Origin of the sequence: Paenibacillus sp. FSL R5-0475 (genome assembly GCF_038004585.1) — a bacterium.
GTDB lineage: Bacteria > Bacillota > Bacilli > Paenibacillales > Paenibacillaceae > Paenibacillus_AQ.
Genome location: NZ_JBBORK010000001.1, coordinates 2,203,733 through 2,216,092 on the forward strand (window position 1 = coordinate 2,203,733; position 12,360 = coordinate 2,216,092).

At 46.3% G+C, this 12,360-nt stretch carries 13 protein-coding genes; 1 reads left to right on the top strand and 12 read right to left on the bottom strand.

What is annotated here, in order from left to right; translation table 11 throughout:
* Genes MKX41_RS09615 through MKX41_RS09645 form a run of 7 tightly spaced genes read right to left on the bottom strand, consistent with a single transcriptional unit; the run spans window position 1 to window position 7,932 of the window.
* On the bottom strand, window positions 1-543 hold the full coding sequence (locus tag MKX41_RS09615; protein ID WP_340969941.1) for a hypothetical protein: 543 nt from the start codon (window positions 541-543) through the stop codon (window positions 1-3).
* Window positions 540-1,370, bottom strand: a complete 831-nt coding sequence (locus MKX41_RS09620) for a baseplate J/gp47 family protein (protein ID WP_340969943.1) — start codon at window positions 1,368-1,370, stop codon at window positions 540-542. The genes MKX41_RS09615 and MKX41_RS09620 overlap by 4 nt, the downstream gene beginning before the upstream one ends.
* A complete protein-coding gene (locus tag MKX41_RS09625) occupies window positions 1,367-1,804 on the bottom strand; it encodes a DUF2634 domain-containing protein (protein WP_340969944.1) in 438 nt (145 codons plus the stop codon). Before MKX41_RS09625 ends, MKX41_RS09620 begins: the two co-directional genes overlap by 4 nt.
* The gene (locus tag MKX41_RS09630; protein ID WP_340969946.1) at window positions 1,794-2,135 is read right to left on the bottom strand and encodes a hypothetical protein; all 342 of its coding nucleotides are present in this window, start codon (window positions 2,133-2,135) and stop codon (window positions 1,794-1,796) included. Before MKX41_RS09630 ends, MKX41_RS09625 begins: the two co-directional genes overlap by 11 nt.
* A gap of 2 nt (window positions 2,136-2,137) precedes the next feature.
* Window positions 2,138-3,118 carry an XkdQ/YqbQ family protein gene (locus tag MKX41_RS09635; protein ID WP_340969950.1) on the bottom strand — a complete coding sequence of 327 codons (981 nt, stop codon included), beginning with the start codon at window positions 3,116-3,118 and terminating at the stop codon, window positions 2,138-2,140.
* A 14-nt stretch (window positions 3,119-3,132) separates the two neighbouring features.
* On the bottom strand, window positions 3,133-3,762 hold the full coding sequence (locus MKX41_RS09640) for a hypothetical protein (RefSeq protein ID WP_340969953.1): 630 nt from the start codon (window positions 3,760-3,762) through the stop codon (window positions 3,133-3,135).
* Window positions 3,763-3,765: 3 nt separating this feature from the next.
* Window positions 3,766-7,932, bottom strand: coding sequence for a hypothetical protein (locus MKX41_RS09645; protein ID WP_340969955.1), 4,167 nt, complete (start codon window positions 7,930-7,932; stop codon window positions 3,766-3,768).
* A gap of 210 nt (window positions 7,933-8,142) precedes the next feature.
* Here MKX41_RS09645 and MKX41_RS09650 point away from each other — a divergent pair, with 210 nt between their 5' ends.
* Complete coding sequence (locus MKX41_RS09650) at window positions 8,143-8,877, top strand: hypothetical protein (protein ID WP_340969958.1); 735 nt, start codon at window positions 8,143-8,145, stop codon at window positions 8,875-8,877.
* Between the two features lie 146 nt (window positions 8,878-9,023).
* Here MKX41_RS09650 and MKX41_RS09655 read toward each other — a convergent pair whose 3' ends face one another.
* From MKX41_RS09655 to MKX41_RS09675, 5 genes are all read right to left on the bottom strand, one after another.
* Entirely contained in the window at window positions 9,024-9,434 is a 411-nt protein-coding gene (locus MKX41_RS09655; protein WP_340969960.1) for a hypothetical protein, read from the bottom strand.
* A 63-nt stretch (window positions 9,435-9,497) separates the two neighbouring features.
* Window positions 9,498-9,941: a phage tail tube protein gene (locus tag MKX41_RS09660; RefSeq protein WP_060622117.1), complete on the bottom strand. Its 444-nt coding sequence runs from the start codon at window positions 9,939-9,941 to the stop codon at window positions 9,498-9,500.
* Between the two features lie 3 nt (window positions 9,942-9,944).
* Window positions 9,945-11,297 carry a phage tail sheath subtilisin-like domain-containing protein gene (locus MKX41_RS09665; protein WP_340969963.1) on the bottom strand — a complete coding sequence of 451 codons (1,353 nt, stop codon included), beginning with the start codon at window positions 11,295-11,297 and terminating at the stop codon, window positions 9,945-9,947.
* Window positions 11,278-11,523: a hypothetical protein gene (locus MKX41_RS09670; protein WP_340969966.1), complete on the bottom strand. Its 246-nt coding sequence runs from the start codon at window positions 11,521-11,523 to the stop codon at window positions 11,278-11,280. Before MKX41_RS09670 ends, MKX41_RS09665 begins: the two co-directional genes overlap by 20 nt.
* 110 nt (window positions 11,524-11,633) lie before the next feature.
* A complete protein-coding gene (locus MKX41_RS09675; protein ID WP_340969968.1) occupies window positions 11,634-12,278 on the bottom strand; it encodes a hypothetical protein in 645 nt (214 codons plus the stop codon).
* Window positions 12,279-12,360: the final 82 nt, after the last annotated feature.

Below are 12,360 nucleotides of genomic sequence, written 5' to 3' on the forward strand. Positions count from 1 at the left end.
CTACCCTCCCCCAAACGGTATCTCAAACCCACAAATAGGAAAGTCCACTCCATGCGAGTATCCAATACCTTTAATATTAATGATTTGCGTTGGAACTACTGAACTAAATACTGCTCGACGAATATGAACCGGACGAACGTATTCAAAATCAGCCTGTAGACCTGCCATGTTAAACGGTTGAACTAAGGAAAATTCAAAATGGATCTCTTTTGCTAAAAAATCCTCTGAAACACTTATCAACTTACCATGTTGATTCCCCAGTTCCCGCAGCAGAGGTAACTTAAAAGGGCGATCGCCCCAGCGCTTCCGACGTATCGCCTCTCTACGTTCATCGTCACTTCCCTCTTGTGTCTTCCGAAAGTACATCCACTCCCAAATCCACAATGACCAGGTAGATCTCCTAAGGATAAACTGATTGCTCAGATCATCTATCGTCTGCAGGCGTTCATCCATTTCTTTCTCAAAAACTGAAAAATGCCGGTCTGCCATATCAATCTCATACCAATAAGGGGGCAGCATTTCGCGATATCTCAGTGGGATCATAACAAGATCACTTCCACTCTCAAAACAGATGACAAGGGGAGAACAATATCCTCTACATCCCCATTGAGGGTTAAACTCTCATAATCATCCACGCCAGGCAGCAGTAGCAAGGCAGCCACATAATTGTATATTAGTTTGGAACGTCCGCTTGCGTAATCCAATACACGCTGCTGAATGGTTGCCGCCAGCACAGTCAGATCTGTACCGCTAGACGTTAGCAAGCGTGTCTCTAAGCGTACATTAAAGACCGGAGCCGGATGTACCAATAAGTCATGCCCAGCGATCCGACGCTCCTCCCACATCCATGCTTTGACCGTCTCAGCAAATTCCTCAGTAATCGGCTGTCCGTTCAGGTTGGTCAAGTAAAGATCAATGGAATTATCATGCCGTTCTTTTTCACGGGCAATGGCTCCACCCACACCTGCCATATCCGTGGCCCAGGTTTCATAATCTTTGCGACGTCCGCTCCCAATTTCGGTAGCAGCGCGTTCAAGCATACGCAAGCGAAATGTATCATCACTCTCACCTTCCTTGCGGGTAAGACCTGCAGCCCATCCGTGACCATCGAGATACTCAGAGTCCGCCCAGATGGGAAAGCCCTGAAGGAATCCATAAGTCCATAGCATCTGCTGTTCGGCAAGCTCCAACGCAAGAGGATACCACAAATCATAAAAGTACTCCCCTTCTCCAGTTGGTGGCGGTGGTAACCCTCGATCAAGCGCCAGGGCTATGGCACGGTTCACCCAACGTTGATAGATTTCCTCTGGCTCTTCTTCTAGGATAGGCATGTAGGGGAGTGACGGTAAATCACTCAGTTTTATGGTCATACACTAATCGCCTCCTCCAGTTCCACTTGACCCGCTAAGCCAGTTATCAATATTCTAAGATGCATCTCCTGTCCTTCTCGCATCATCGATCGCACCTCAGCACGCACAATCTCGGTATGAGCAGTCAAAGCTTCCTCCATATCTCGTTTGATCTCTACATCTTCCCAAGTAGACCACTCTGATCTCTCCACACCAACCTCTTCCCCATACAAGACATAACGAAAGCGTTCCGTATTAAGGATTTTGAGCGCTGTCTGAACCAAATACTCAGCATAAGAACCTGTCTTCTTCGGGTGGCCATCTTCAGTAAGAACGGCGCGCCGGTCACGATAATCGATAACATAGGTCCATTTGCTGGCCGAGACAACCGATTCTGTCAGCTCGACTTCTCCGATGTCCGATATGTCCAAATCAGGAAACAAACTATCCGCCACTACTGCCCACATCCTTTCCGAGCACATAGTACCGCTGGCCTGTCATACGAGAAACAATAAGCTGATTTCCAACCTTCAGTGGGCTGGGGATCGTTAGGACACCGGTTAACTTTGAAACCTCAAGTTGCTCAACCTCAAAGACTGCATCGATACGGCGTTCCTGAAGATATTCTGCAAAGACCAGTTTATCTGCAGGATAAGGTTCCGGGTCACCTTCTACCTGAATTTTCGGATTACCAGGCCAACTCAATAATGTCGCTCGTTCGGTATCTCGGGCGTCAATATGACCTTTCGTCTTTTCCTTCAACAAATTCAAAGCGTCATTTAGCAACGTTACTCCCTTCTTTCTAGCTCAAGCTTCACAGTGTATAACCCATTCTTAAAACTGCTCTCAGCGGACTCTACAATCCACTTGGAGGTATGGTCCGTTTTGATCAACACCATCCAGCCAGCCCGAAGCCCTGTCAGCGTGTGGTCTTCATGCTTTACAGTAATTTTTTTAATCTGCTTCGCCTGCGACAAAGCCTTCAGGCGTTGCGTAGCGATCGTGGCCGGGTCCTCATCTTCCTCAACCTCGATAATCTCTTCCATTCGACCCATGGCTTGAACTGCACCGGCTGCTATCTTAGTTACTGATGAAGCAAGCTTATCGTCCTTATACTTCTGCGCGGTGACGACTGTATAAGTCTCCTCAATGCTATAGCCGGCGGTACTGGCTTCCATCTGTTCTGGAATGAAGACCGGAACAAGTGTGTTCGTCCCTTCCCGAACCACCTGTAAGTAGAAACTCGAATCCGTCCGGACTACATCTACATGATAACGGTAGCCGCTCCGCTCATATGCCTTTTGCAGCACATCCAAGATAACTTCTGAATGGAACATCGTGCCATAGCGTTCATCCAGGTTAAACCCTAACGAAGGACAACGAAAATCAATTCCAGTAGTCTTGATATAACGCTGAAGCTCTGCACCGGCCTCTCCCTTCAGGTATGGTCGTGTGCCTTTGTTCTTCGCTAAATACCAGCTCATCTCCCGAGCTTCAACCTCCCATTCATCTGTGAACTCATTTTGTTCATACTTGATGATGGGTCCATGGAAGAACTGATTCTTGTGATGAAGCACTCCCATGCCTTTCAGCCGTGATGAAAAGCACATCAGCATGCCGGCTACCTTCAGATCAGCAGCGTTGCGGAGTCGAATAGTTGCGCTACGTGCGATTTCATCTCGTGCTGAAGACCAGGACAATTCAACTGCCGCATCCGTCAACAGCTGTCGATTACTCTCCTTTCCGTAAAGAATTGCAAAATTGTCCATTTTAATCCCGCCCTTTATTTAACACTAGAGTTCTTGTCCAGAATTCGTTCCTTTTGAGCCAAATAATTAAAGTTTCCCTTTTTATTGTCGGCGGCTATTTTTGCTTCAGCTTTCTTCTGCTTATCGCTCTTCTTAGTTTTATTTTTACTATCTTTTTTCCCCGTTGTATTTGGCCGACTTTTGGATGACTTGGTTATGATTACACCAGGCTTTAAGAGTTGCTTTGTATTGGAATATGAAACAATTTTAACTGGGTTGAACTCAACGAAATTAAAACTGATATGCAGATTCGCTTGGCCATCTTTATACGTAGCCTCGAAACTCTCAAACCACATAGTCTGCGAGAACAGTGATTCGAAGTTAATAACAACCGGCTTGAGCTTCCATTCCTCCATCAACTTCCAAGCCTGTTCAGGAGACTGGTAAGCGACCGTCTCTTTTCCAGTCTCCCAAAGCTCTTCCCAAGCTCGTGGGAAGATCACAGAAAAAGAGACTCGCTTCAGCTTCGAAGTGAGTCTCTTACTTGTCTTCTCTTCACCTGTGATTACAACAAAGGAATCTATCTCATTGCTGCTGGTGATCTGGATCTCTGCCGGTGTAATTGGAAATGTGAAGCGATTCTTATCACGTATCATAGTCAGCATGATTTATCCCCCACTTTCCAGAGCATTGTACAACTCCTCGCCGAAAACCTTGCGGAACAACGCTCGTCCCTGTGGACTGGTCAGCATCTTGGCGAATTCAGCAAAGTTGGTAATTCCCTTGGCCAGTTCACCAAAATCGATGTTGATGTTCTCAATTACGATATCGCGGATCGCTGCAGGTGCCTTCGCCAGTGTCTTCGCTACCGGGATACTGGACGATCTCATACCTACCGCACCACCATCTGCGTAAGGACGAACTCCAAGTAAGCTTCCTGCCTGTTCCCACAATGCTCTTCCTCGTTTACTCCGCTGCCGCGAAAGTGGAATGATCATCTCCGGACCGGCTTCACCGACCAGTCCCATATGTGGAGCACTGATAAGCCCACCATCGGCGTACTTTTTCTTGCGCTTTTTCCGACGGCCAAAGAATCCAGAAATGCCATCATACATTTTTGTGGCCAGTTTCTCACCGCCAATAGTCCCTAGCAAACCACCAATAGCTCCGCCAACCGCGGTACCGACACCAGGCATGAGGAAGGTTCCAAGCATTGCACCCGTTGCAGCACCACCTAAGATCCCGCCTCCGATTCCACCAGCTACCTTAGCAGTCTGTCGCCCGCGGTTTCCTTTGCCTGCAAAGAGGATATCCCAAGCATCCATGGCGTAGCCAACAGGTCGAACCACTTTGCCCATGAGCTTTGTTCCCCTGGCGAAATTCTTCATCTTAGCGGCTTGTCTGCGCAACTCATGACCGGTTGCCCGTATCTTATAAGCATCAGTGAGGCTGCTCGCTTTACTCATCGCCTTTGTGTAACGCTTCAGACCTTGCCTTTTCACCATTTCAAGAGATCCGTGAATCCCTTCGGCATATCCAGCTCCGTAACCTATATTATCGTTGTTATCATCAATGTAGGCTTTAGCCTTGTAAGCTTGAGTTCGGAAAGGCTGCGCACCAACAATTCCTCCGTTTGCGTAAGCCCGTACACCCAGCATCGCGCCAGCTCGTTCCCACAGTTCCACCCCGCGCTGCCGGCGCCCAGCTGAGAGAGGAATAATAGCTTCCGGCCCCGCCTCACCGACCAAACCGATATGAGGTCGAGTAATAATATCGCCGTTCGCATAAGCGGCACCACCACTGGAATTCGGAAGACTCGAGGTAACAAAAGATTTCGCCGCACCTGCTCCAGTCAGGGTGTTCAGAATACCCATAGCACCGATTGCTGTCGACTTAAGTTCAGGGAATTTACTTTGCATCCCCTTGGAAATCCTCGTAATAATGGTACTGCCCCAGCTTTCACTCTGACTCGTAACCGTTTGTATCGATAGCAGCTGCTGCTTTGTCTCATCTGTGGCCGTCTTTACTGCGGTCCCGATTCCGAGCATACTCGCTCCCGCTGAACCAGCACCCTGAACAATTCCAGATGTGCTGGTTTTCGTTGTTACACCCAACTGTTGAGTCTGTCCAGCTGTTTTCTGTGCAGCTGCTCCAACAGCCTGCACATTTTGCTGAGCCTTGCCCGATTCTGTGCTTTTCCACGCGCCAACAAATGTATTCTTAATCTTATCGACCGTTTCTTTTACACCGCTCTCGTTAACGGCGCTGGTCAATGCGGTCTTTAATCCATCCTTGGCCACATTGGCCCGGAAAACGTTGAAGGTCTCCTGCAGTTGCTTTTCACGCTCTGGCGTTAAGTTTCCAAAGGTGACCTTAGCTTCAGGCGCTACTTTAGCGGTAACTGCAGGCTCTTCCTTCTTCTTTCCTTTACCTGTAATCCAATCACCGATCGAATAGATACCATCTACTGCCTTTTTCGTCCATCCAGCATTATCAGCCATGGAACCAAGCTTTTCTCCAACCCAGCCACCAGCTGCTGCTCCTGCAGCGGTACCGAATGGACCAGCTAATGATCCGACTATTCCACCGATTGTGCCCCCTGCCAAGCCTCCGACTATTGATCCTCCGTTATTGGAAGCTCCAGCCTTTAATCCCTCGTCCTTGGACGCCTGATACAAGCTATACCCGGACATGCCAATACCAGCAACGGTACCTACAACCCCCAATGCCTTTACAGCCTTTGTTCCACCTTTGGCCAAGCCTTTTAATACTCCCCGCCTAGCTGGTACATCTGAAACATCTGATATGATATCCGGGATTGCTGATGTCCCACGAAGCCGATCGGTATTACGATAGGTAACTCGTCCTCTTCTTGCAGCAACGTCTGGAATTGCATCGATATCAGGAATATTAGTAGTTCGAGTGCCCCGACGTGCTCTGATCGAGCCACCTGTACCATTGCCTCCGGTCGTTGTTCGGGTGCTAGAACTTGAGCGACCAGTACGCCCACGGCGGGTTGACCTACCTCCTGAGCGACTACCTTGCCCGCCAATTGAGCCACCCAAACCACCAGCCTCATTAAGATAAACAACGCTGGCATTTACAGTCATGGATGATAAAGAACTCAGGCTGCCACCCAAACCTCCACTTGATCCACCAGTGGTACCACGTCTGAGAGTGAACCTACGGCGGGTAGGAGTGCCTACTTCATCGATTGGGGTTGTTGTTTGTCCTCTTCTCTGACCAATCCAGTCTGTTGCCGTTTTAACACTTTTATAACCATTTTGGAGTAGTTTCCCTCCTTTCACTGCTACTAACCCTCCAGCAACAACTCCTAAAGCACCATTTATTGAATCGAAATGATCACTATATAGGCTGGTAAGTTTGCTTATAAAACCAACAACTTTCGTTCCTAGCTCTTGTATTTCATCTTTGTTTTCCGTGATCAGAGTATTGAATTCTTTAAGCGCTGGAAGAACTGCTGTTGATAGATTCGCTCCCAACTCCTGCATTTGCTGATCGATCTGCGCACGAGTCTGAATAATATCCTGCATCGGATTCGCGGCCTGTTGAGTTTGGACCATTCTTTCCGTCGTCCCTGCAATACCAGAAGGCGCAGGTTGAAAAGGTACTTGAAAGGTCTTAAGTACAGCACTTCCGTTGTCTTCCGCTGTAGCCGATCCAAGGGATACTAGAGAAGCTTTCAACTCACTCTGTGACTGACTGGCTAAATCAGCAACTAGGGCCATTAGCGCTCCTTTTGCACGTTGCTCCTCACCGGAGTTAATGTCACTAGTAAATGAGGCAGCTTGCTTTGCTGCGTCGTTCTTACCAGCTCCGCGCAGAGTGAAATACTTCTCCATGTCCCCCGCATCGAGAGCCTTCACGCCGAATGTCTCTTTGATAAAATCGGCAGGCTTATCGAAATTGAAGGCTCCCTCCTTCACGCTCTGTGTCAAGAAGTTGGCCATTTGACCAGAGTTTGCACCGGTGTTTTTGAAATAACCGCTGTACTCCCAAAATGTGTCGAACAGATCTTTCTGTCGATCTCCCACTTTTTCATAGGCATATATCATGCTGTCAGTTACAGAAGCATAAGTTTCACCGAACGTGTCAGCTGACTGCGCCAGTGCGCGATTGATCTCTTCGAACCCTGCATCTGGCAGGAGATATTTCATCATTGCTGAAGCTCTCAGAAACTCGCTAGTTTGCGATTTATCCCGGACTAGTGGGGCAATATCTGCTAATTGTCTGGCCCCTTCCGTCTGTGAAGGAATAATGCCCTGAATATTTAGATCTTTCACGGTCTGAAGACCTTGATCACGTGCAGCTGTAGGCAATAAGGCCGCGCTTCGGGAAGCTTCAGAATAGTAATCCATGACATTCCCGAATAATGCGTCTTTGATTCCACCGCCTAGAACTAGAGCTCCTGCAGTTGCTGCAATCGTTGTAATTTTGGAAGATATACCATCAAGGACTGGGCTAACCTCATCTTGTGCTCTTAAGTGCACCCGGGAATCACTCATTCCGCGAATCTCCGAATCTGCCCGAGATGCCGAACGTCGCAAATCATCCGCACCTGAACGAGCACGACGGAAAATATCATCCACGCTAGTACGCCCTAGTCGACGCGTCTCGTCCGCTGCGCCACCAATGTGACTTCCTAATTCATCTGCTGCGCTCCTGGATCGTCGAAGATCAGATACAAGGTTGTCTCCCAGTTGTCCAGAAGCTCGACGAAAATCTAGTAAATCATTAGTCGCCCCAAGAATGGCTTTCCGCATATTCTGGACAGCACCGGAAATAAGATCCCGCGCTTCGAACGGAACCGTCACTTTTGTTGTCGCTGCTATAGTTGTTCACCCCCTTGCATTTATAGATATAGATATGGGTCTCTAAGTACTCGTAATAAAAATCTACGAAGCAGGATTGTTAAACAAATTCACGAATATCTGTGGATGAACATATCGTTAAGTTCGTATAAGGATTTAATCAGATATAACGCAAAAAAATTATTAATAAATTTTATATTGAGGAGAAGTATTATGAAAAAAGTAATGATATTATTATTTTTTTTGGTTCTTATTGGTTGTTCTCATAATGAAAGAAGTAAAGTTTCTACAAACGACTCATTAAATACAAACCTAAATGAAACAATAGAAATTGGGACAATTGTTGAAACAAAGGCAGAATCAAGTGAACTCCCAGGGACTATTGATGGATCAGAAACGTTTAATCAGGATAGCTCTGACGTAAATCCAAGCAACTCTAATAGCACCTTAGAAAGCCATTCTAATTTAAGTGAAGACGAAGCACTAAAATTAGTGAATACTAAGCTGAATCAAGAGCAATTAAGGATTTCGTCTATAAAAATAGTTGGAACTGATGATAAAGGGAATTACATAGTTAAACAATCGAGTAAAGCTACAACTGAAGTGATGGAGTGGTACCACGTGAATCTAATTACACAAGAGATTAGTTGCGAGATACTTGGAGGCACCTGTCTTGATCACAACACTCCCCTGGTTACAGATGATAAAAATGAACTTTCCTTGGAACAACAACAAGCCTTAGAACTTGCTAAATCATTTGCAACTGATAATTTAGTTCAGTACGGCTACGTCGATAAACTGACGTATGTTGAATTTTCTCATATGGAAAATGAAAATTTTGTTTTTCAAATTTATAATCCAGGATCTGGGGGGACAGATACAATTGATTGGTTAACTGTGGATCTAGACCAAGGTTCTGTTGTTTCAAAATTCAAGTTAGATAAATAAAAATCCATATTATTTTCTAAGAGCTCTCTTGGCTTCTTCTTCGGCTACCATACCAGCCGCAAGACAGAAAAAATACTGCCGCTGTTTATCCACCTCATAAGGTAGAATTTCAGCCGGCAGCCGCTTCTGGTTAATCCAAAAGGATGCTACCCAGCTTGCTTCTCCGTCTTGCTTGATGAGTTTTTTGCTTCTTTCATAAGTTCGTCCTTTGTTTCTTGGAAATTACGCACAGCTTTGCTAAGCTCCGAATAATCAGCAGGATTGTCTAGAATACGCGGTGGCAGCTCATATTTACTGGTGCAATTGAAGGCGAGTAGTAAATCTTTATTGTTCCAATCAAATTCATGTTCGGTTGCCTTAATGATCATGACGTCGATCTCGTTATAGGAATCTTTCGGATCACCATTTTCCTCATAGGCCAGCTCATAGGCTCGGCGTACCTCAATAGTGGTCAGGCGGCGCACAGACCATTCTTCTCCGTCTGCCTGCACAGTAATGGTATCGTCTTTACGACCTGATTTGCCTTTGGATAGGTATTTTTCTAGTTTATCGCTCATAGTGATTCTTCCTCCAATTTTTTTATCGATATGAAATAAAGAAAAAGAGACGGTTACCCGTCCCTATGCCATATAATCCGGAAACTGTTCAATAAAATCAAAATCATTCGCCGTACCAGAAAGCGTGATATCGATGCCATTGTTGTCGTCAATCTTGGCAACCAGCAAATCCATTTCATCATGAATATGCACACCGCTGATCATTACCCGTTCTACGTTGCCAGTCTGCATGTCCTCAAGAGAGCCTGTGATCCGGTCTAGGAACATCGTCTTACCTGCCTTGAAATCAGCCAAGAGCCGGTAACGAAGAGAGGACTCCAGTTTTGACATAACCAGCTTTACGGTGATCTCATACCCGACAATCTGTTTCGTCTTAGACATCTTCCGAGCACGGATAATATCCAATGTTTCTGGCTTCAGAATAACCTCTACTTCTTTAATGGTCTGAATCGAGTCGCCATTGTCATCCTGCACGGATAAATTACGGCCAATAAGTTCGCGTTCCATCTATTACGCCACCTCCCAATCAATATTGAAGATTTCAATCGCGTCCAGCGGTTTTGCCGACAGGGAGAAGTAAGCATAATCCATGTCACTGATCTTCGTTGGATGCTCGGTAAATGTAAATTCTGAGCCAATCGCCTTTTGTTCAGCACGTGTCTTCAGATAACTGACTACCGCTGCGATAAACATCCCCCGACCATCCTTGTCGTTGTCCAACTTTGCCTTGTTTGCTTTGCCAGCAGCGTAGATGTCATTCAGGATTTGGTCAATCGTCATGGAAACTCGAATCTTACCGAAGTCCTCCCGTTCCCCTGCCCCAAGTGTGGTCAATGTGTTCACTGCCGACTCAATAATATAGTCGTAACCGTCGCGGGTAGCCATCAGTGTGCCTTCGGCCAACCCCTTCAAAACTTCGCTATGACTCCAGTCCACTAGAGCTTCAGTCATTGGTACCTTAACACCCGTAAATGATTTATTCGCCGGTGTTCCAGCTACAAGTCCAGCCACCCATGCTGCCCAGTGAAGAGAACCATAGGTCTTACCATTGGTGTGTTCACCAGCCAAAGAGCAATTGATGATAAACCGGGCATTGGCCGCGCGACTGCGCGTATTATGATCTTCAATGTCATCATCAGTTTCCAATGCCCCTGCAATGACCAGCTGTGCAAGCTTGCGAGCCTTGGTGCGGCGATCCAGCAACCATTGTTTCGCGGCTGCCTGAACCGAAGCTTCAGAAGAAGGCAAGTACACGACATCAAACACTAAACCATCAATCCGATTAAAAATACCGCTCCAATTGGCTGCCGTAATCGCTGCAGTACCCGTAACTCCGCCGGCCAACTTTGTATAGGCAACATCAGCCAGCGTCGTTGCACCTGTGTCCTTAAAACGCACCATGTTGGACTTTTTCAGAGCATTGATAGCTTCAGTTTTATCAGCGACCAAGAACGTCTCAGTATCATAAATACCTTTCGTATCCCGAATGACAATCTCTTTCTTTGTTGCATCCACCAGACTCGCCCGAATTAGGTACTCAAAATCATTTCCGCGAGTACCTGGATAACGTGCCTCAATTGTGTAGCTACTAGCTACAACAACCGAGGCAGCTACCTCATTTCCATTGGTAACCCTATAACCCACTACCGTCGCGCCATTTTCTGCAGCCAGTTCTAACTCATCTACAAGTAAACCAGATTCCTTAAATCGCTCGGACTGATCCGCCATATCCACTGCTTTGTTTGGCTGTCCCCATTCGGCTTGGTACGGCACCAGCACACGGCCGGATACCGATAAGACACGAGACTTCGCAACCGCCTGAAGCTCCACATACGCGCCCGGTCTATTCCGCTGTATCGACATTCACTGTTTCCTCCTTTTTTGTCAGTCCCAAATAGGCCTGTACCTTTTGAATAACTTCCTGCTGAGAAAGCAGAGTATCTTCGTCACAATCAAAAAGAGCGCCTGCAATCTCAAAGCGTTCCCGCTTCAAAACCACTGCGCTCTCAATCCATTCCTGCTTAGTTCTCTTGTTCAGGGTATCCGGAACAGCATTAGTAGGCTGGCGAATCTGTTTTTTTAAGTTCATACTTTATGATCTCCTCTCTTTTCTGAGCAAAAGAAAAACCGCCTTTCCTTAGGCGGTTAGTGCCGTACTATCATTCACCGTTAGTTCAGCATCACCGTTACAATTACAGGTCAAGAATGACGTCTCCAACAATTTAGATATTCATCAAAATGCTTTTCAACTAATTTAACAGCAACTTCAAAAGGTTCTGAGGATTTTACTTCGATAACTTCTAGACCGAGCTGGCTTGCTTCTTCTCTTATTTGGGCGTCAATTAGCATATCGCGTTTATGCAGGTTCTCCAGTGCTACGTCTTCCATATCACTTGTCATAAATTCTCCTGACAATTTCCTGCGTTTCTTTGCAGAGGTCATCTTAAAGTGTGCATCCGACACAAGCCAAATTGCTTGGTTTGAATTGCCTAAAAAAGGGGCTACCAGTTGCGGCGTAAGTCCGAAGCCTTCTGCTAAAATTGGATTATTGGCATTCATTGCAGATAAATCACGGATCACCATAGGAAGTCGACCACGAAATGACGCATTTGCCCTATGAAGTAATTCGTCTGGTGTGATATACACCCAATTGTCTTCCATGGTCGAAGAAAGGATTTCTTCCACACCAACTGAATGAGCGGAGATCTCCTCATGATGCCTATCTTCATTACCATCATAATCATAGTATGATAGGTTGTATTTTTGAACGATGTACCTTGCTATCGTGCTTTTCCCCGAGTCGGGGGAACCACCCATCCAAAGAATTGGATTATTAAACTCCAATGTGAAGCACTCCTTCTCCGTCGGTAGCACGAATCATCGCCACCACTATATGGTATTTACTTATACATAGACTACCGAATGT

What these genes read in the sequence shown, in the direction of transcription:
- MKX41_RS09615 (WP_340969941.1), bottom strand. Translation starts at nt 543, where the DNA reads ATGATCCCACTGAGATATCGCGAAATGCTGCCCCCTTATTGGTATGAG.
- MKX41_RS09620 (WP_340969943.1), bottom strand. Translation starts at nt 1,370, where the DNA reads ATGACCATAAAACTGAGTGATTTACCGTCACTCCCCTACATGCCTATC.
- MKX41_RS09635 (WP_340969950.1), bottom strand. Translation starts at nt 3,118, where the DNA reads ATGGACAATTTTGCAATTCTTTACGGAAAGGAGAGTAATCGACAGCTG.
- MKX41_RS09640 (WP_340969953.1), bottom strand. Translation starts at nt 3,762, where the DNA reads ATGCTGACTATGATACGTGATAAGAATCGCTTCACATTTCCAATTACA.
- MKX41_RS09650 (WP_340969958.1), top strand. Translation starts at nt 8,143, where the DNA reads ATGAAAAAAGTAATGATATTATTATTTTTTTTGGTTCTTATTGGTTGT.
- MKX41_RS09655 (WP_340969960.1), bottom strand. Translation starts at nt 9,434, where the DNA reads ATGAGCGATAAACTAGAAAAATACCTATCCAAAGGCAAATCAGGTCGT.
- MKX41_RS09660 (WP_060622117.1), bottom strand. Translation starts at nt 9,941, where the DNA reads ATGGAACGCGAACTTATTGGCCGTAATTTATCCGTGCAGGATGACAAT.
- MKX41_RS09665 (WP_340969963.1), bottom strand. Translation starts at nt 11,297, where the DNA reads ATGTCGATACAGCGGAATAGACCGGGCGCGTATGTGGAGCTTCAGGCG.
- MKX41_RS09670 (WP_340969966.1), bottom strand. Translation starts at nt 11,523, where the DNA reads ATGAACTTAAAAAAACAGATTCGCCAGCCTACTAATGCTGTTCCGGAT.